Annotated in this window: 16 protein-coding genes and 1 pseudogene; 2 read left to right on the top strand and 15 right to left on the bottom strand. The window is 72.2% G+C overall.

Translation table 11 applies throughout. The features are described from left to right. A pseudogene (locus tag AB0B41_RS30315) lies at positions 1–477 on the top strand (2-oxoacid:ferredoxin oxidoreductase subunit beta); the annotation flags it as partial. 66 nt (positions 478–543) lie between these two features. Here AB0B41_RS30315 and AB0B41_RS30310 read toward each other — a convergent pair. Beyond that, on the bottom strand, positions 544–1,068 hold the full coding sequence (locus AB0B41_RS30310) for a hypothetical protein (RefSeq protein WP_358209357.1): 525 nt from the start codon (positions 1,066–1,068) through the stop codon (positions 544–546). Between the two features lie 59 nt (positions 1,069–1,127). Continuing rightward, the gene (locus tag AB0B41_RS30305) at positions 1,128–1,679 is read right to left on the bottom strand and encodes an OmpA family protein (protein ID WP_358209355.1); all 552 of its coding nucleotides are present in this window, start codon (positions 1,677–1,679) and stop codon (positions 1,128–1,130) included. A 139-nt stretch (positions 1,680–1,818) separates the two neighbouring features. Between AB0B41_RS30305 and rarD the strand changes: the two genes are divergently transcribed. After that, positions 1,819–2,754, top strand: coding sequence for an EamA family transporter RarD (rarD, locus tag AB0B41_RS30300; protein ID WP_358209353.1), 936 nt, complete (start codon positions 1,819–1,821; stop codon positions 2,752–2,754). A gap of 10 nt (positions 2,755–2,764) precedes the next feature. Here rarD and AB0B41_RS30295 read toward each other — a convergent pair whose 3' ends face one another. From AB0B41_RS30295 to AB0B41_RS30235, 13 genes are read right to left on the bottom strand one after another with little or no spacing between them, the layout of a single operon-like run. Beyond that, positions 2,765–3,763, bottom strand: coding sequence for a polyprenyl synthetase family protein (locus tag AB0B41_RS30295; RefSeq protein WP_358209351.1), 999 nt, complete (start codon positions 3,761–3,763; stop codon positions 2,765–2,767). 29 nt (positions 3,764–3,792) lie between these two features. After that, the gene (nuoN, locus tag AB0B41_RS30290; protein ID WP_358209349.1) at positions 3,793–5,409 is read right to left on the bottom strand and encodes an NADH-quinone oxidoreductase subunit NuoN; all 1,617 of its coding nucleotides are present in this window, start codon (positions 5,407–5,409) and stop codon (positions 3,793–3,795) included. Further along, the gene (locus AB0B41_RS30285; protein WP_358209347.1) at positions 5,406–7,049 is read right to left on the bottom strand and encodes an NADH-quinone oxidoreductase subunit M; all 1,644 of its coding nucleotides are present in this window, start codon (positions 7,047–7,049) and stop codon (positions 5,406–5,408) included. Before AB0B41_RS30285 ends, nuoN begins: the two co-directional genes overlap by 4 nt. Then, positions 7,046–9,013: an NADH-quinone oxidoreductase subunit L gene (gene nuoL / locus AB0B41_RS30280; RefSeq protein WP_358209345.1), complete on the bottom strand. Its 1,968-nt coding sequence runs from the start codon at positions 9,011–9,013 to the stop codon at positions 7,046–7,048. The genes AB0B41_RS30285 and nuoL overlap by 4 nt, the downstream gene beginning before the upstream one ends. Before the next feature lie 12 nt (positions 9,014–9,025). Then, positions 9,026–9,325 (bottom strand): NADH-quinone oxidoreductase subunit NuoK, encoded by a 300-nt coding sequence (nuoK, locus tag AB0B41_RS30275; protein WP_037053106.1) that lies wholly within the window; start codon positions 9,323–9,325, stop codon positions 9,026–9,028. Next, positions 9,322–10,200 (bottom strand): NADH-quinone oxidoreductase subunit J, encoded by an 879-nt coding sequence (locus tag AB0B41_RS30270; RefSeq protein ID WP_358209343.1) that lies wholly within the window; start codon positions 10,198–10,200, stop codon positions 9,322–9,324. The genes nuoK and AB0B41_RS30270 overlap by 4 nt, the downstream gene beginning before the upstream one ends. After that, on the bottom strand, positions 10,197–10,754 hold the full coding sequence (gene nuoI, locus AB0B41_RS30265; RefSeq protein WP_358209341.1) for an NADH-quinone oxidoreductase subunit NuoI: 558 nt from the start codon (positions 10,752–10,754) through the stop codon (positions 10,197–10,199). Before nuoI ends, AB0B41_RS30270 begins: the two co-directional genes overlap by 4 nt. Positions 10,755–10,757: 3 nt before the next feature. Continuing rightward, positions 10,758–12,026, bottom strand: a complete 1,269-nt coding sequence (gene nuoH / locus AB0B41_RS30260) for an NADH-quinone oxidoreductase subunit NuoH (RefSeq protein WP_358209359.1) — start codon at positions 12,024–12,026, stop codon at positions 10,758–10,760. Between the two features lie 26 nt (positions 12,027–12,052). Beyond that, the gene (locus AB0B41_RS30255; protein WP_358209339.1) at positions 12,053–14,518 is read right to left on the bottom strand and encodes an NADH-quinone oxidoreductase subunit G; all 2,466 of its coding nucleotides are present in this window, start codon (positions 14,516–14,518) and stop codon (positions 12,053–12,055) included. Then, positions 14,515–15,870 (bottom strand): NADH-quinone oxidoreductase subunit NuoF, encoded by a 1,356-nt coding sequence (gene nuoF, locus AB0B41_RS30250; protein ID WP_358209337.1) that lies wholly within the window; start codon positions 15,868–15,870, stop codon positions 14,515–14,517. The genes AB0B41_RS30255 and nuoF overlap by 4 nt, the downstream gene beginning before the upstream one ends. Before the next feature lies 1 nt (position 15,871). Further along, complete coding sequence (nuoE, locus tag AB0B41_RS30245; RefSeq protein WP_358209335.1) at positions 15,872–16,690, bottom strand: NADH-quinone oxidoreductase subunit NuoE; 819 nt, start codon at positions 16,688–16,690, stop codon at positions 15,872–15,874. Beyond that, positions 16,687–18,009, bottom strand: coding sequence for an NADH-quinone oxidoreductase subunit D (locus AB0B41_RS30240; protein WP_358209333.1), 1,323 nt, complete (start codon positions 18,007–18,009; stop codon positions 16,687–16,689). The genes nuoE and AB0B41_RS30240 overlap by 4 nt, the downstream gene beginning before the upstream one ends. After that, positions 18,006–18,866: an NADH-quinone oxidoreductase subunit C gene (locus AB0B41_RS30235; RefSeq protein WP_358209331.1), complete on the bottom strand. Its 861-nt coding sequence runs from the start codon at positions 18,864–18,866 to the stop codon at positions 18,006–18,008. The genes AB0B41_RS30240 and AB0B41_RS30235 overlap by 4 nt, the downstream gene beginning before the upstream one ends. Positions 18,867–18,868: the final 2 nt, after the last annotated feature.

Raw genomic sequence — 18,868 nt, 5'->3', positions numbered from 1 at the left:
GAGGTCCTCGGTGCCGCCGCCGCGCACCGCGGCTCGGCGCTGGTCGAGATCTTCCAGGACTGCCCGATCTTCAACGACGGCTCCTTCGACCTGCTCCGCAAGCCGGAGACCAAGGACCAGCGGCTGGTCCATGTCGTCGACGGCGAGCCGATCACCTTCGGGCCCGCCGACGACAAGTTCGCCGTGGTCCAGCGCGGGTTCCGGCTCGAGGTCGTCAAGGCCGCGGACGTGGAGCCGTCGGAGATCATGGTCCACGACGCGGACAACCTCGAGCTCGCGTTCGCCCTGTCCCGCCTGTCGGACCAGGACCTCAACCACACCGTCACGGGCATCTTCCGCAACGTCGACCGCACGACCTACGACGACGCCGCCCGCGCCCAGCTGCAGCAGGCCAAGGACCTGGCTGCCCAGAAGCCGGGCGGCACGGACCTGCAGGCCCTGCTGACCGGCCGCGACACCTGGACGATCGCCGGCTGACCGTCCACCCCGCACGCCCCCACCGCCCGGCAGGCACCGCCTCGCCGGGCGGTGGTGTGTCCGGGGTCAGGGGGCGGGGTCGTCCGGGGGCTCGCGGCGCGGTGGGACGTCGGGCGGCTCGTCCGGCTCGGGTGCGCGCGGCTCGGGCGGGGTGAACAGGGAGTGCCCGCGGTCCTGCGGCGGCACGGACGGCCCGTCGTCGGACCGGTCGGAGGAGCCCCGGGAGCCGGGGCCGGGCTGGCGCGGCACGACGGGTCCGTCGCCCGCCCGCGCCCCGTCCGGGGTGCCGTGGCGCAGCCGGTCCAGGGCGCCCACGGCGGACGATCCCGAACGACGTCGGCGGCCGAGCCCCGACAGCGCGGGGTTGCCGGGGGCGGAGGTCCGGGCGTGCCGGGGGACGCCGGGGATCGGCGTCGGCGGGGCCTGGGCCGCGCGGACGGGGTCGACGGGCTCGTCGCGCTGCTCGAGCGCGGCCCGGGCCCGTGCCGCCTCCCGCTGCGCGGGGCGGGCCACCAGCAGCCAGGTCAGCAACGCGCCCAGCAGGAACGCGGCGAGGCAGAGCAGCCACATCTGCGCGAACAGTGCCGGCACGCCCCTGCTCCTTTCCGTCGCCCCGTCCATCGCTCCGGCCACGTGATCCGCTACCGGCCCTACCCCAGCAGCACCTCGACCCGCCGGCTGGCCTCCGGCGTGCCGAGCGGGCCCGCATCGCCGACGCCGTCGATGCTGATCCGCTGCGGTTCGATCCCGGCCGCGACCAGCGCCGCCGCGACCGCCTCAGCCCGCTCCCGGGACAGCCGCAGCGCCCGCTCGGCCGGTCCGGGCAGGTCCGCGGTGTGTCCGACGAGCCGCACCGGGACGTCGGGCATCACCTCGAGCATGCCACCGAGCCGGCGCACCGTGTCGGCGGTCACGGGCCGCAGCTGCGCGCTCTCGCCGTCGAACAGCAGCGGGGCCTCGGCGAGGAGACGCTCGACGCCGGACCGGTCGGTGGTCACGGCGGGCGGCGGCTCGGTGGCTGCCGTCGGCAGGGCGGCCGAGGACGCCGGCGCCGTGGCGGACGCCCGGTCCTCGGGGCCGGGACCCTCGGGCGCGGGACGGACCCACAGCAGGCCGATCCCGGCCAGCACCGCCGGGACCAGGACGGCGGCGGCGATCCAGAGCGCACGCCGCGACCGGCCGACTCCTGCGGTCGTTCCCACCGCTCCCCTTCCGTCGACCGGAAGGATGACGGTCACCGATCCGGATCACGGGGCGGTCTCGCCGGCGTCACGAGAGCGTGCCGGGTGCGCGAGCCCTTTCGCGCTCGAACATTCCGCGCTCGGATGTTCTGATGGGAAGGTGACCGTCACCGAAGCCGCGCCGGAGCTGGACCGCCGGGGCGTCGGCCTCGGCGTCGCCGCACACGTCGCCTGGGGGCTCTTCCCGGCGTTCTGGCCGCTGCTCGACCCCGCGGGTCCCGTCGAGGTCCTGGCCCACCGGATCCTCTGGACGATGGTGCTGATGGCGGGCGTGCTGACCCTGCTGCGGGGCTGGGGCGCACTGCGGGCCCTGCCCGGGCGGGGCTGGCTGACGGTCGCCGCGGCGGCCACGGTGATCACCGTCAACTGGGGCGTGTTCATCTACGGCGTCTCGATCGAGCGAGTCGTCGACATCGCCCTCGGCTACTACATGAGCCCGCTGGTCAGCGTGTTGCTCGGCGTGCTGGTGCTGCGCGAGCGGCCGAACCGCGCGCAGGTGGTGGCGCTCGGCATCGCGGCGCTCGCGGTCGTGGTGATCAGCGTGGGTGCCGGGAGCCCGCCGTGGCTCGGGCTGTGCCTGGCCGTGTCGTTCGGCGTGTACGGGCTGCTGAAGAAGAAGGTCTCCCTGCCCTCGACGGCGAGCCTGACGGGCGAGGGTCTCGTGGTCGGCCCGATCGCGCTCGCGTTCGTGATCTACCTGCAGGTGACGGGCCAGGGCACGTTCACGGAGCTCGGCGGCTTCCACATGGCGATGATGGTGCTCGCCGGCCCGGTCACGGCCCTGCCGCTGCTGCTCTACGGCGCCGCGGCCCGCCTGATCCCGCTCACCACGCTCGGCACGCTGATGTACCTCACGCCCACGATGCAGTTCCTCTGGGGCGTGCTGGTCAACGGCGAGGACATGCCGGTCTCCCGGTGGCTCGGCTTCGGGCTGGTGTGGATCGCCCTGGCCCTCTTCACCGTCGACCTGGTCCGGGCCACCCGGGCCCGGCCCGAGCGCGAGCTGCGACCGGTGCCGGAGCCCGAGACCCGTTGACCCTCGCCCGTCAGGCGATGCGGTCGATCGTGTAGGCGGTGAGGGTGCCGAGGGCCTCGGTGGCGGGGCAGGCGGGGAGCTTGCCCAGCTCGGCGCGGGCCTCCTCCGCGTACCCGGCGAGGGTGTCCTTGGCGCGCGGGATGCCCGGGCCGGAACGCAGCAGCTCCAGGGCCTCCTCGACCTCGGCGTCCGCCTCGATCGGAGCGGCCAGCAGCTCCCGCAGCCGGGGCGGACAGCCCGGGTCCTGCAGCGCGTAGAGCATCGGCAGCGTGTGCACGCCCTCGCGCAGGTCGGTGCCCGGCGTCTTGCCCGAGTCGAGCGAGGGCGAGGCGATGTCGATGATGTCGTCCGAGATCTGGAAGGCCGTGCCGATCGTGGCGCCGAAGCGGTGCAGCGACTCGATCTGCTCGGCGGTGCAGCCGGAGAACATCCCGCCGTACCGGCCCGAGGTGGCGATCAACGAGCCGGTCTTCTCGGCGATGACCTGCAGGTAGTGCCGCACCGGATCGTCCGACGGCCCCGGGCCGCGGGTCTCCCGCATCTGCCCCGTGACGAGCTCGGCGAAGGTCTCGGCGATGATCCGCACCGCGTCGGGCCCGAGGTCGGCCACGAGCCGCGACGCGTGCGCGAACAGGAAGTCCCCGGTCAGGATCGCGACCGTGTTGTCCCACCGGTGGTTCGCGCTCTCGGCGCCCCGCCGCATCGTGGCCGAGTCCATGACGTCGTCGTGGTAGAGCGTGGCCAGGTGGACCAGCTCCACCACAGCGGCCGCCCGCACCACGTCGTCCCCGTTCGGCGAGGGCCCGATCTGCGCGCTGAGCAGCGTGAACAGCGGCCGGAACCGCTTGCCCCCGGCATCGATCAGGTGCAGGGACGTCTCGCTGACGAAGTGGTACTCGCTGTGCACCTCGCGGTGCAGCAGCTCCTCCACCCGCTCGAGCCCGCGCGCCGTCGCGGCGGCCAGGTCCGGGTCGGCGAGCTCCACACCCGCCACGCTCTGCGTCTCCACGCGCACCAGCCTACGAGGCCTTCCTGCGGTCAGCCTGTGAGCCCGCCCGCGCCGGCCCAGCCGAGCACGAGCGTCGGGACGACACCGAGCAGCAGGGTCACCACGACACCGAGTGTGATCGCGACCGTGGTGAACGCGCCCGGCACCGTGACCGTGGGCCCGTCCTCCGGCGTCTCGCTGAAGTACATCAGCACGATCACCCGCAGGTAGAAGAACGCGGCGACGGCCGACGCCACCAGCGCGATGACGACGAGCGGCGCCATCCCGTCCGCGAGCGCGGCCGAGAACACCGCGAACTTGGCGGTGAAACCGCTGGTGAGCGGGATCCCGGCGAGGGCGAGCAGCAGGAAGGTCATCACCCCGGCGAGGATCGGCGAGCGCTTCGCCAGCCCCGCCCACTGGGACAGGTGGGTGGCCTCGCCGTCGGCGTTGCGCACCAGCGAGATGACACCGAACACGCCGAGCGTGGTGAAGCCGTAGGCCAGCAGGTAGAACAGCGTCGACGACACACCCTCGGGCGTGATCGCCATGGCCCCGATGAGCAGGAACCCCGCGTGCGCCACCGACGAGTACGCGATCATGCGCTTGAGGTCGGTCTGTGTGAGGCCGAGCACCGCGCCGATCGCCATGGAGGCGACCGCGACCACCCACATCACCCCGCGCCACTCCCAGTGCGTGGAGCCGAACGCCACGTGCAGCACCCGCAGGATCGCCCCGAAGGCCGCGACCTTGGTGCAGGCCGCCATGAACGCGGTGACCGGCGTGGGGGCGCCCTGGTAGACGTCCGGCGTCCAGGTGTGGAACGGGCCGACCGAGCCCTTGAACAGCAGCCCGACGACGAGCAGCGCGAGCCCGCCGAACAGCAGCGCGTCGGACTTCGGGGTGCCCACCGCGGCGGTGGCGATGGCCGTGAGCCTGACCGAGCCCGCGTAGCCGTAGAGCAGCGCCAGCCCGTAGAGGAAGAACGCCGACGCGAACGCCCCGAGCAGGAAGTACTTGACCGCGGCCTCCTGCGACAGCAGCCGGCGCCGCCGCGCCAGCCCGCACATCAGGTACAGCGGCAGCGAGAGCACCTCGAGCGCCACGAACATCGTGAGCAGGTCGTTCGACGCGACGAACGCCATCATCCCGCCGAGCGCGAACAGCGTGAACGGGAAGACCTCGGTCTGCATCGTCGGCGCCTCGCCGGGCGCCCCGTAGGACCGGTCGACGTGCTCCGGGTCGACGCCGCTGGGCCCGGTCGTGGTGCCGGGCGCGGCCGCGACCGACGCCCGCTCCACGGCGGACGCGATGAACGCGCCGCCCGGCTCCACCGAGCGGTCCGCGATGAGCAGGATCGAGCCGAACCCGAGGACCAGCAGCGTGCCCCACAGGAACAGCGTCGGGACGTCGACGGTCAGGGCGGAGGCCAGCGTGACCACGCCCGCCGCGGGCGCGCCCCCGGCGTAGACCCCGAGCGCGATGCCCGCCACCGCGATCACCAGCACGGACAGCGCGACCTGCGCGGGCCAGCGCTGGTGCCGCGGCAGGAACGCCTCCAGCAGCACCGACACGCACGCGCCGCCGAGCACGACGAGCAACGGCGCGATGGCCGCGTAGTCGATGGGCGGCGCCGTCAGCGGGGCCACCTGCGCGAGCGCGATCACCGGACACCTCCCACGACGCCGCCGGCCGGCACCGGGTCGGGCAGCCCGACCTCGGTGATCGTCGCCTGCACGGACGGATTGATGACGTCGAGCACGGGGCCCGGGAAGAACCCGAGCACCACGATCACGACGACCAGCGGGGCCAGCACGCCGATCTCACGCTTGGTGAGGTCGGGGAACCCGGCGCCGCGCTCGGCGGCCACGGCCGGGTCGATCATCGCCCCGGGCCCGCCGGCGCCGCCGGCCTCCAGCGCCCGGATCACGGCGTTGCCGCGGACCGGGCCCTGCATCGTCTGCTGGTAGAACCACAGGATGTAGAGCGCGGCGAAGATGATGCCGACGGTCGCGATGATCGTCGCCACCGGCTCGCGCGGGAACGACCCGACCAGCACCAGGAACTCGCTGACGAACGAGTTGGTGCCGGGCAGCGCGAGCGACGACATCCCCGCCAGCAGCAGGCAGCCCGCCAGCAGCGGGGCCAGCTTGGACACGCCCCCGTAGTCGCGGATCAGCCGCGACCCGCCGCGGGCCACCAGCAGGCCGACCATCACGAACAGCATGCCGGTGGAGAGGCCGTGGTTGACCATGTACAGCGTCGCGCCGGCGAATGCCTGGCTGGAGAAGGCGAACGTGCCGAGCGCGATGAAGCCGAAGTGCGCGATCGACGTGTACGCCACGAACCGGCTCATGTCCTTCTGCCCCACGGCGAGCAGCGCGCCGTAGATGATCCCGATGACCGCCAGCACCAGCACCAGCGGCGCCAGGACCTGACTGGCCTGAGGGAACAGCGGCAGGCAGTAGCGCAGGAAGCCGAAGGTGCCCACCTTGTCCAGCACGCCGACGAGCAGGACCGCGGCCACGATCGGGGCCTCGGCACCGGCGTCGGGCAGCCAGGTGTGGAAGGGCACCAGCGGCGCCTTGATCGCGAAGGCCACGAAGAAGCCCAGGAACAGCCAGATCTGGGTCGACGTCGGGGTGCTCTGCGCGATCGACTGCAGGTCACTCCAGGTGAACGTGCCGGCGCCGAGCTGGTCGGCGCTCGTCACGTACAGCCCGATCAGCGAGGCCAGCATGATCAGCCCGCCGAGCAGCGAATACAGGAAGAACTTCACCGAGGCGTACTGCCGGTTCGGCCCGCCGAAGCGCCCGATGAGGAAGTACATCGGGATGAGCATCGCCTCGAAGAAGACGTAGAACAGGAAGACGTCCGTGGCGGTGAAGACGCCCATCAGCGTGGCCTCGGTGGCCAGCAGCAGGGCGAAGTAGCCCGAGGCCGTGCGGCCCTCCGGCAGCTTCTCCGCCCAGGCGAAGAGCATCAGGCCGGGCACGAGGAAGGCCGTCAGCGCGATCATGACGAGCGCGATGCCGTCGATCCCGAAGGCCAGGTGCGTGCCGAAGGCCGGGATCCACGGCACCGAGAACACGTACTGGAAGCGCTCGCCGGAGCTCGCGGCGTCGGTGGAGTACCCCACCCACGTCACGACGACGAGGACGAACTCGAGCAGCGCCGTCGCCATGGCCGCGGCCTTGGCGGCGGGGACGTTGCGGCGCAGCGGGTACATCAGCAGCGCGCCGACGACCGGCAGGAGGAGCAGGACCAGCAGCATCACGTTGCCGCCCGTGTCGGGAGCGGTGCTCATGCGAACCTCACCGCCAGCAGGGCCGCGACGACGAACACGCTGCCGCCCAGCATCGAGAGCGCGTAGGAGCGCACGAACCCGGTCTGCAGCCGTCTCAACCGGGCCGACCCGCCGCCCAGGCCGGCGGCCAGGCCGTTGACCAGCCCGTCGACGCCCCGGTTGTCGAGGAAGACCAGCGCGCGGGTGAGCCAGATGCCCGGCCGCTCGATGACGGTCTCGTTGACGGCGTTGGCGTAGAGGTCCCGCCGGGCGGCGCGGACGGGCAGCGAGACCGGCTCCGGCCGCTCGACCGGCGTCGGGCGGCGGCCGACCACGAGGTAGGCCACCAGCACGCCGAGCGCCGAGAAGGCCAGCACCAGCCACGGGACCAGCGCGTGCGGGAGCACCCCGTGCGTGGACTCCTCCAGCTCGCCGAGCGAGGGCGCGAGCCACTGGTTCAGCCCGACCGCGCTGAGCACGAAGCCGGCGAACACCGAGCCGATCGCCAGCACGATCATCGGCCCGGTCATCACCGGCGGCGACTCGTGCGGGTGGTAGTGCTCGCCGTCCGGCGCGGTGAGCTTCTGCCACCGCTCCTCGCCGAAGAACGTCATGATCATCAGGCGGGTCATGTAGAAGGCGGTGAGCCCGGCGGCCAGGGTCGCCGCGCCGCCGTACACCCAGCCCTGCCAGCCCTCCTGGCCGAACGCGGCCTCGATGATCGCGTCCTTCGAGAAGTAGCCGGACAGGAAGGGGAAGCCGATCAGCGCGAGGTAGCCGAGGCCGAAGGTCACGAACGTGATCGGCATCCGCCGGCCGAGGCCGCCGAAGTTCCGCATGTTCACGTCGTCGTTCATGGCGTGCATGACCGAGCCGGCCCCGAGGAACAGCCCGGCCTTGAAGAAGCCGTGCGTGAGCAGGTGGAAGATGCCGAGCGCGTAGCCGGCCGGGCCGAGCCCGACGGCCAGGATCATGTACCCGATCTGGCTCACCGTGGAGTAGGCGAGCACCTTCTTGATGTCGTCGTAGGCGCAGCCGATGATCGCCCCGATCAGCAGCGTGACCACGCCGATCAGCGCGACGACCACGCGGCCGGTGGCGCTGAGGTCGTAGATCGGGTTCGTGCGGGCGATGAGGTAGACGCCCGCGGTGACCATGGTGGCCGCGTGGATGAGCGCGGAGACCGGGGTCGGGCCCTCCATGGCGTCCGGGAGCCAGGCCTGCAGCGGGAACTGGCCGGACTTGCCGCACGCGCCGAGCAGCAGCAGGAGCGTGATCGCCAGGACCGTGCCGCCGCCGAGCTCGCCGATGCGGGCGAAGACCTCGGTGTACTGCAGCGTCCCGAGCTCCAGCCAGAGCAGGAAGATCGCCAGTGCCAGCCCGACGTCGCCGACCCGGTTCATCAGGAAGGCCTTCTTCGCGGCCGTCGCCGCCGAGGGGCGGTCCTGGTAGAAGCCGATGAGCAGGTACGACGCCAGGCCGACGCCCTCCCACCCGAGGTACAGCAGCACGAAGTTGTTGCCGAGGACCAGCACGAGCATGGCCGCGACGAACAGGTTGAGCTGGGCGAAGAAGCGCCGCCGGCTGGAGTCCGACGAGGGCTCGGCGCCCTCGTGCGGCGCCATGTACCCCACCGAGTAGATGTGGATCAGCGAGCCGACGCCGGTGATCAGCAGCACGAACGTCAGCGACAGCGGGTCGATGCGGAGCCCGAAGTCCACGTCGAGCGTGCCGGAGGCGATCCAGGAGTACAGCGACACCTCTGTGGTGCGCTGCTCGGGGGCGACGCCCAGGGTCTGGACGAAGATCACCACGCCCAGCGCGAACGACGCGAGCACGGAGCCGACGCCGAGCCAGTGGCCCCACGCGTTCGCGCGCTTCCCGGCCAGGAACAGCACCACCGCGCTGAGGGCGGGGATCGCGAAGAGCAGCCAGGCCGCCGACGCGGCGCCACCCGCCGGCAGCACCTCAGGGGGAGCGGTCATCGTCGAAAGCTCCTAGTACTTCAGCAGGTTCGCGTCGTCCACGGAGGACGAACGACGGGTCCGGAAGATCGACATGATGATGGCCAGCCCGACCACCACCTCGGCCGCGGCGACGACCATGACGAAGAACGCCATGACCTGGCCGTCGAGCTGGCCGTTGATGCGGGCGAAGGTCACCAGCGACAGGTTCACCGCGTTGAGCATCAGCTCGATGCACATGAACACGACGATCGCGTTGCGGCGCACAAGCACCCCGATCGCGCCGACGGTGAACAGCAGCCCGGAGAGCAGCAGGTAGTTGGTGGGGCTCATGCGCGCTCCTCCTCGCCGCCCGTGGGAGCGCCCGTCGCGGTGCCCGTGGTCCGCGCCTCGGTCCGCGCGCTCCCGAGCTCGGCCCGCCGCCCGTCGGTGAGGGCGTGCGCGTCGGCCGGGGGCCGCGGGTGCTCCTCGACCTCGTGGCCCTCGATGATCTCGGCGAGCGACTCGCGGGCGATCGAGCCGTCCGGCAGCAGCGCCGGCACCGCCACCGAGTTGGCCGTGGCGTAGACGCCGGGGCCGGGCAGCGGCGAGACGCGGGCGTGCTCGCCGCGCAGCCGGGCGATGACGGTGGCGCGCTGGCCGAGCTTGGCCTTCGGCTTCCTCTGCGCGAAGGCGAGCACGATCGCGCCCAGGGCGGCCGTGATCAGCAGCGCCGAGGTGAGCTCGAAGGGCAGCAGGTAGTCCGTGAACACCAGCCGGCCGATGCCCGGGAGGTTGCCGTTCGACGCCGCCACGCCGAGCCCGGCGGACGGGATCGCGAACGCCGCCCGGCCGACGCCGGCGACCAGCAGCAGCGCGAACGCCAGGCCGAGCAGCACCGCCGCGACCCGCTGGCCGCGCAGCACCTCGACCACGGAGTCCGAGCTGTCCCGGCCCACCAGCATGAGCACGAACAGGAACAGCATCATCACGGCGCCCGTGTACACGATGATCTGCACGAACCCGAGGAAGGGCGCCTGCTGCATCAGGTAGAACACGGCCAGCGAGAGCATGGTCAGCACCAGGAACAGCGCCGAGTGCACCGCGTTGCGGGCGAGGACCATCGCGATGGCCGCGGCCAGCGCGATCGGCCCGAGGATCCAGAAGACGACCGCCTCGCCCACGCCGGCGTCGCCGGCGGTGGAGGCGGCCTGCGCGAGGACACTCATCGGACCTGCTCCCCCACCGGCTCCCCGGGCACGTCCTCACCCGCGGCGGACTTGCGTGCCAGGACCGGGCCCTGCACGTAGTAGTCCTGCTCGTCCGTGCCGAGGCGCATCGGGTGCGGCGGCTGCTCCATCCCCGGCAGCAGCGGCGCCAGCAGCTGCTCCTTGGTGTAGATCAGGTCCTGCCGGTTGTCGTCGGCGAGCTCGTAGAAGTTCGTCATCGTGAGCGAGCGCGTGGGGCACGCCTCGATGCAGAGCCCGCAGCCGATGCAGCGCAGGTAGTTGATCTGGTAGATCGCGCCGTAGCGCTCGCCCGGGGAGTACCGCGCCTCCTCGGTGTTGTCCCCGCCCTCGACGTAGATCGCGTCGGCAGGGCAGGCCCAGGCGCACAGCTCGCAGCCCACGCACTTCTCCAGCCCGTCCGGGTGCCGGTTGAGCTGGTGCCGGCCGTGGTAGCGCGGCGCGGCGGGCGGGAAGTCCTCGGGGTACTCCTCGGTGACGACCTTCTTGAACATCGTCGAGAAGGTGACGCCGAAGCCCTTGAAGAACTCGAACATCGTCTACTCCTCCTCCTTCCCGGTGAGCGCACCGGCGGGCTGTCGCCGCTCGACGGGCCTGCGCCGCCTGGGCGCCGAGGGGACCTTGAGGTCCAGCGGCGGCACCGGGTAGTCCGACGCGGCCTCGACCTCCTCGTCCGGCGTCCGGCGGTCCGGCAGCAGGAAGGCGACCGCGAGGATCGCCAGGACCACGATGCCGATCGTGATCAGCAGCGCCGCGGTGGAGTCGCCGCCCGTGCTGTTGCGGTAGGCGCGGATCGCGAAGATCACCAGGATCCAGCCGAGGCTGACCGGGACCAGCACCTTCCAGCCCAGCTTCATGAACTGGTCGTAGCGGAACCGGGGCAGCGTGCCGCGCAGCCAGATGAACACGAACAGGAAGATCAACGTCTTGACCAGGAACGCGACGAACATCAGCCAGCCGTTGTCGTTGAACGACGACAGCGGCCAGGGCCAGCGCCCGCCGCCCAGGAAGAGCGTGGTCGCCATGGCCGAGACGGTGACCATGTTGACGTACTCGGCCAGGAAGAAGAGGGCGAACTTCAGGCTCGTGTACTCGGTGTGGAAGCCGCCGACCAGCTCGGACTCGGCCTCCGGCAGGTCGAACGGCGCCCGGTTCGTCTCGCCGACCATGGCGACCACGAAGACCACGAAGCTCGGGATGAGCAGGTAGAAGTACCAGCCCGAGCCCTGTGCCGCGACGATGTCGGCGGTGGACATCGACCGCGCATAGAGCACGACCGCGACCACCGACAGGCCGAGCGCGATCTCGTAGGAGATCACCTGCGCCGCCGAGCGCAGTGCGCCGAGCAGCGAGTACGGCGAGCCGGAGGCCCAGCCGCCGAGCACGATGCCGTAGACGCCGATCGACGAGCAGGCCAGCACCACCAGCACGCCGACCGGCAGGTCGACCAGCTGCAGGACCGTGCGCTCGCCGAAGATCGAGACCTCGCCGCCGAACGGGATGACCGAGAAGGCGAGGAAGGCCGGGATCGTCGAGATCACCGGCGCGATGAAGTAGACCTTCTTGTCGGCGAGGACCGGCATGATGTCCTCTTTGAAGGCCAGCTTGAGGCCGTCGGCCAGCGACTGCAGCCAGCCGTTGGGGCCCACCCGGTTCGGCCCCGGACGCTGCTGCATCCGGGCCACGACCTTGCGCTCCCAGTTGATCATGAACAGGGTCAGCACCACGCCGACCGCGAACAGCACGACGACCTTGAGGACCACCAGCCAGAGCGGGTCGTCCGCCAGCAGCTGCTGGGTGCGCGTCATGCCGTCGACGGGGTCGATCGCCGGGTTCACCGGGCACCTCCGAGAGCACCGGCCGGGGCCACCCGGACCAGCGCGCCGTGCCCGACCCCGAGGGTGCTGCGCACCGCCGAGCCGGGCGAGTTCGCCGGGAGCCAGACCACGCCGTCGGGCAGGTCCGCCAGCTCGACCTGCAGCGTGATCGCGCCGCGGTCGGTGGCGACGCCGGCCGCCTCGCCCTCGACCAGGCCGAGGCGCTCGGCCGTGGCGGCGTTGGTGCGCACCCGCGGCGGGCGGGCGGTGCCGGCCAGGGCGGGCTCGTCGACGAGGAGCGAGCCGTCGTCGATCAGCTGCCGCCAGGTGGCCAGCACGGCCTGCCCGACCTTCGCCGGACGCGGCGTGTGCCCGGGCTCGGCCGTCGGCGCGGCCGCGGAGCCGGTGTACCGGCCGAGCCGCTCGAGGTCGCCCGCGGAGGCCGCCGGCGTCTGCGTGAACAGGTCCGCGTCCATCTCGACGGCCAGGGTGTCGAGCACCCGGCAGTCCGGCAGGACGCCGCTGGCGTCGAGCGTGACGCCGAAGGGCCGGCGGCGGCCCTCCCAGTTGAGATAGCTGCCCTCGCGCTGGGCGTCGGGCGCCACCGGGAGCACGACGTCGGCGCGCTCGGTGACCGCCGAGGCGTGCAGCTCCAGGCTGACCAGGAAGCCGACCTTCTCCAGCGCCGCGAGCGCGACGGCCGGGTCGGTCAGGTCGTGCGGGTCGACCCCACCGACGACCAGCGCGGACAGCTCGCCCGCGGCGGCCGCGGCCACGATCTCGTCCGTGCTGCGGCCGGGACCCGCGGGCAGCGAGCCCTCCGGCAGCCCCCAGGCCCGCTCGACCTCGGCGCGGGCCGCCGCGTCGGTGACCGGGCGGCCACCGGGCAGCAGGGTCGGGACCGCACCGGCCTCCAGGGCGCCCCGGTCGCCGGCGCGGCGCGGGATCCAGGCGACCTTCGCGCCGGTCCGGGTGGCCAGCGCGGCGACGGCCGAGTGCAGGCCGGGCACCTCGGCGGCCCGGTCACCGACGAGGATCACCGCGCCCGGCGCGGACAGGGCGTCGACCAGCTCCTTGCCGGCGTCGTCCGTGGCGGTCGTGAGCTCGCGCAGCACCGCGGCCTCGGCGCCCGGAACGGACCGGACCAGCGTGGCCTTGGTCTTGCGGACGCCCGCGGTGGTCCACTGGCCGAGCTGGAAGACCTTCTGCCCCCGCTTGCGCACGGCCTTGCGGATGCGGAGGAAGACGATGCCGGCCTCCTCCTCGAGATCCAGCCCGACCGTGAGGACGGACGGGGCGGCCTCGACCGCCGCGAAGCTGACGCCGGTCTCGGGGGTGGTGCCCAGCGTGGTGGTGAGGAACTCCAGCTCCTCGGCGCTGTGCGGGCGGGCCCGGAAGTCGACGTCGTGGGTGCCGGCGGCGACCCGGGCGAACTTGGCGTAGGCGTAGGCGTCCTCGACGGTCAGCCGGCCGCCGGCCAGCACGCCGATGCCCCGCCGCGCCCGCGCGGCGAGCAGGCCCTCGGCGGCGATCCGCAGCGCCTCCGTCCAGGAGGCCTCGACCAGCTGGCCCGACGCGTCCCGGACGAGCGGGCGGGTGATCCGCTCCTTGGACTGCAGGTACCGGAACGCGAACCGGCCCTTGTCGCAGGTCCACTCCTCGTTGACCTCGGGGTCGTTGCCCGCGAGCCGGCGCATGACGGTGCCGCGCCGGGAGTCGTTGCGCTGCGCGCAGCCGGAGCTGCAGTGCTCGCAGACGCTCGGGGTGGAGCGCAGGTCGAACGGCCGCGACCGGAACCGGTAGGCCGCGCTGGTCAGGGCGCCGACCGGGCAGATCTGGATCGTGTTGCCCGAGAAGTAGCTCTGGAAGGGCTTGTCCTCGGCGGTGCCGATCTGCTGGTTCGCGCCCCGCTCGAGCAGGTCGATGAAGGGGTCGCCGGCGATCTGCTCGGAGAAGCGGGTGCAGCGCTGGCAGAGCACGCAGCGCTCGCGGTCGAGCAGCACCTGGCTGCTGATCGGCAGCGGCTTGGGGAAGGTCCGCTTGGTCTCGACGAACCGGGAGTCCGTGCGGCCGCTCGACATCGCCTGGTTCTGCAGCGGGCACTCGCCGCCCTTGTCGCAGATCGGGCAGTCCAGCGGGTGGTTGATGAGCAGCAGCTCCATCACGCCCTGCTGGGCCTTGTCGGCCACCGGCGAGGTGTGCTGGGTCTTCACCACCATCCCGTCGGCCACGGTCATGGTGCAGCTGGCCTGCGGCTTCGGCATCGGCCGGCCGCCCATCTCCACCTCGACCAGACACTGCCGACAGGCGCCGGCCGGGTCGAGCAGCGGGTGGTCGCAGAACCGGGGGACGATGATCCCCAGCCGCTCACAGGTGCGGATCAGGATCTCGCCCTTGGGCGCGTCGACCTCGATGCCGTCGATGGTGAGCCGCACGTGCCCCTCGGGGACGGGGGCCTTCTCGTTCTCGGGAGCGAGTGTCATGCGGGGGCTCCGCTCAGCTCGGTGTCGTCCGCCCGTTCCACGTCCGCCAGCTGGGCGGGCCTCGCGACCGCGGGCTGCTCGGCGATCAGGTCCAGGAACTCCTGGCGGAAGTACTTGATCCCGCTGGTGATCGGGCTCGTGGCGCCGTCGCCCAGCGCGCAGAAGGAGCGGCCGAGGATGTTGTCGCAGACGTCGAGCATGGTCTCGACGTCCTCGGCGGTGCCCTCGCCGTGCACCATCCGCTCCAGGATCTGCACCAGCCAGTAGGTGCCCTCCCGGCACGGCGTGCACTTTCCGCAGCTCTCGTGCTTGTAGAACTCGGTCCACTTCATGACCGCCCACGGCACCGAGACGGTCTCGTTGAAGACCTGCACCGCGGTGGTGCCCAGCATGGAGCCCGCGCCGGCCGCGCCCTCGAAGTCCAGGGGGACGTCGAGGTGCTCGGCGGTGAACATCGGGGTCGAGGAGCCGCCGGGCGTCCAGAACTTGAGCGGGATCCCGTCCTTCATCCCGCCGGCCAGCTCGAGCAGCGTGCGCAGCGTGATGCCCATCGGGGCCTCGTACTGCCCGGGCCGCTCGACGTGCCCCGACACCGAGTAGATCTTCGGCCCGGGCGACTTCTCCGAGCCCATGGTGCGGAACCAGTCCGAGCCGCCGGCCACGATGAACGGCACCGACGCGATGGTCTCCACGTTGTTGACGACCGTGGGCGAGGCGTACAGCCCGGCCGTCGCGGGGAAGGGCGGCTTGAGTCGGGGCTGGCCCCGGCGGCCCTCGAGCGAGTCGAGCAGCGCCGTCTCCTCGCCGCAGATGTACGCGCCCGCGCCGGCATGCACCACGATGTCCAGGTCGAACCCGGTCCCGAGGATGTCCTTGCCCAGGTAGCCCTCGGCGTAGGCCTCGGCCACCGCCGCGCGCACCCGGCGGATCGGGTGCAGCGCCTCCCCGCGCACGTAGATCGCGCAGAAGTTCGCGCGGATCGCGTAGCTGGTGATGATGCAGCCCTCGATGAGCGAGTGCGGGTCCGCCATCATCGTCGGGATGTCCTTGCAGGTCCCGGGCTCGCCCTCGTCGGCGTTGACCACGAGGTACTTGGGCTTGGCGCCCGGGCCCTCGGCGCCCTGCGGGATGAAGGACCACTTCATGCCCGTGGGGAAACCGGCGCCGCCGCGGCCGCGCAGGCCGGAGTCCTTCACCAGCGTGATCAGCTGGTCCGGGTGCGCCGCCAGCGCGGTGCGCAACGCCCGGTAGCCGCCGGTCCGCTCGTAGGTCTCCAGCGTCCAGGACCGCTCCTCGGACCACCGGCGGGTGAGGACCGGGGTCAGCGTGTCCGGCTGGATCGGTTCGCTCATCTCACTTCTCCGGGAGAGGCGGCAGGGCGGGGGGCTCGTCGGGCAGCGCCGGCGCGGCCCAGCCGTGCTCGGCGGCCAGCGCGGTGCCGCGCAACGACTCCGTGGCGGCCGACGGACCGGCGACGGCCGCCGCGGCGACCGTCTCGTCGTCCGTGAAACCGGCCAGCTCCAGCTCGACGGTGCGCAGGTCCGTCAGCGGCGCACCACGGGTCGGCGGCGGCCGCTCGCCGCGGCGCAGCGCCTCGACGAGCGCGACGGCCGACTCCGGGGTCTGGTTGTCGTAGTACTCGTAGTTGACCTGCAGCACCGGGCCGAGGTCGCAGGCCGCGAGGCACTCCGCGTGCTCGAGGGTGATCGAGCCGGGGGTGCCGGGCTCACCGGCCGTCTCCTCGTGGCCGAGCGGGCGGTCGGGGCCGCCGAGTGCCTCGGTGAGGCTGCGGTAGATGGCGTCGCCGCCGAGCGCCGCGCACAGCGTGTTGGTGCAGACGCTCACCAGGTGCTCGCCGCACGGGGTGCGCTTGTACATCGTGTAGAAGGTCGCCACCGCGCTGACCTCGGCGGTCGTCAGCTCCAGCTGCTCCGCGCAGAAGCGGATGCCGTCCTGGCTGACGTACCCCTCCACGGACTGCACGAGGTGCAGCAGCGGGAGCAGCGCGGACCGCGCCACCGGGTAGCGGGCGATGATCTCCTTCGCCCGCTGCCGGGTGAGCTCGTCGAAGGTCGGCGAGACGGGATGCTGGTCGGGCTGCGCCTCCCAGGTCCGCTCGGCCGGGGCCGCGGGCCCGGGCAGCTTCTCGGGCGTTCCCTCGGGGAGGGTCACCGGTCCACACCTCCCATGACGGGGTCGATGCTCGCGACGGCGGCGATGACGTCGGCGACCATGCCGCCCTCGCTCATCGCCGGCATGGTCTGCAGGTTCACGAAGCTGGGGTCCCGGACGTGGACGCGCACCGGGCGCGTGCCGCCGTCGGACACGAGGTGGTAGCCCAGCTCGCCGCGCGGCGACTCGACGGTCGAGTACACCTGGCCGGGCGGGACGTGGAAGCCCTCGGTGACCAGCTTGAAGTGGTGGATCAGGGACTCCATCGACTGGCCCATGATCTTGCGGACGTGCTCGAGCGAGTTGCCCATGCCGTCGCTGCCGATGGACAGCTGGGCGGGCCACGCGATCTTGCGGTCCTGCACCATCACCGGGCCGGGCTCGATCTTCCGCACGGCCTGCTCGATGATCTTGATGGACTCGTGGATCTCGGCCACCCGCAGCCGGTAGCGGGCGTAGCAGTCCGCCTCCGTCGCCGTCGGGACCTCGAAGTCGAACTCCTCGTAGCAGGAGTACGGCTCGATCTTGCGCTGGTCCCAGGGCAGGCCCGCGCTGCGCAGGATGGGGCCGGTGGCGCCGAGCGCCAGGCAGCCGTCGACCGGCAGGTACCCGACGCCCTCGAGGCGCTGCTTCCAGATCGGCTGGCCGGTGAGGAGCTTGTCGTAGTCCGGGAGGCGCGATTTCATCACCTTGACGAAATCGGTGACCTTCTCCTTCCAGTCCTCCGGGAGGTCCTGGGCGAGGCCGCCGGGCCGGATGTACGCGTGGTTCATCCGCAGCCCGGTCAGGTACTCGAGCAGGTGCAGAACCTCCTCGCGCTCGCGGAAGCCGGCCGTCATACCGGTGAGCGCGCCGAGCTCCATGCCGCCGGTCGCCAGGCACACCAGGTGCGAGCCGATCCGGTTGATCTCCATGAGCAGCACGCGGATCAGCTGCGCCCGCCGCGGGGCCTCCACCTCGAGCAGCTTCTCCACGCCGAGGCAGTACGCGGCCTCGTTGAACAGCGGCGCCAGGTAGTCCATGCGCGTCACGAACGTGACGCCCTGGGTCCAGTTCCGGTACTCGCAGTTCTTCTCGATGCCGGTGTGCAGGTAGCCGATCACCGACCGGGCCTGCGTCACGGTCTCGCCCTCGAGCTCCAGCACGAGCCGGAGCACGCCGTGCGTCGACGGGTGCTGGGGGCCCATGTTGATCACGATGCGGTCGTCGTGCTCGTCGGTGGACACGCTGTCCAGCAACGAGTCCCAGTCCCCGCCGGTGACCGTGTAGACGGTCCCCTCGGTGGTCTCCCGCGCCTCCGCGTACGGATCTGTGGTCACGAGTACGCCCTCCGCTCGTCGGGCGGCGGTATCTCGGCGCCCTTGTACTCCACGGGGATCCCGCCCAGCGGGTAGTCCTTGCGCTGCGGGTGGCCCTCCCAGTCGTCCGGCATGAGGATCCGGGTCAGCGCCGGGTGGCCGTCGAAGATCACGCCGAACATGTCCCAGGTCTCGCGCTCGTGCCAGTCCGCCGTCGGGTAGACCTCGACGACGCTGGGCACGTGCGGGTCGGCCACGTCGAGCGCGACCTCGAGCCGGATCCGCCGCCGGTAGGTCATCGAGAGCAGCTGGTAGACGACGTGCAGCGGCTGGCGGACCTCGGCGCCGTCGGGCGCGGTGTAGTCCACGCCGGACACGCTCGAGCAGAGCTCGAAGCGCAGCGTCGGCTCGTCCCGCAGCAGCCGGCAGAGCTCGAGGATCCGCTCGCGCTCCACGTAGAAGGTGATCTCGCCGCGGTCGATCGTGATCTGCCGGACCGCCGAGCGGGCGATCCCGTTGCGGTCCAGGGCCTCGGCGAGCTCGTCGGCCAGCTCGTCGAACCAGCCGCCGTAGGGCCGCTCGGCGGGGGCCGGGGCGTAGCCGGGGAGCGTGAGCCCGCCGAAGCCGGAGGTGTCGCCGCTGCCGCGGACGCCGAACATGCCGCGGCGCTCGCGGGTCGGGGCGAGCCGGGTGCCGCCCTCGGGCGAGGTGTCGGCGCCGACCGCTCCGTCGGTGGACTGCTCGAGCCCGCCCTCGCGCGGTGGCTCGCCGCCCCGGGCGCGCTGCTCCTCGGTGGCCGCGCCGCCCGCCTCGGCCGACGACTGCTTCCCGCCGGTGGGCTCCTGGTCGTCCTTGGACGTTCCCGTGGGTTCCGTCATCG

It is taken from the genome of Pseudonocardia sp. NPDC049154 (assembly GCF_040648315.1).
Classification (GTDB): Bacteria; Actinomycetota; Actinomycetes; order Mycobacteriales; family Pseudonocardiaceae; genus Pseudonocardia.
The sequence above is the reverse complement of the archived record's forward strand: the minus strand, read 5'-3'. Positions and strand labels throughout refer to the sequence as shown.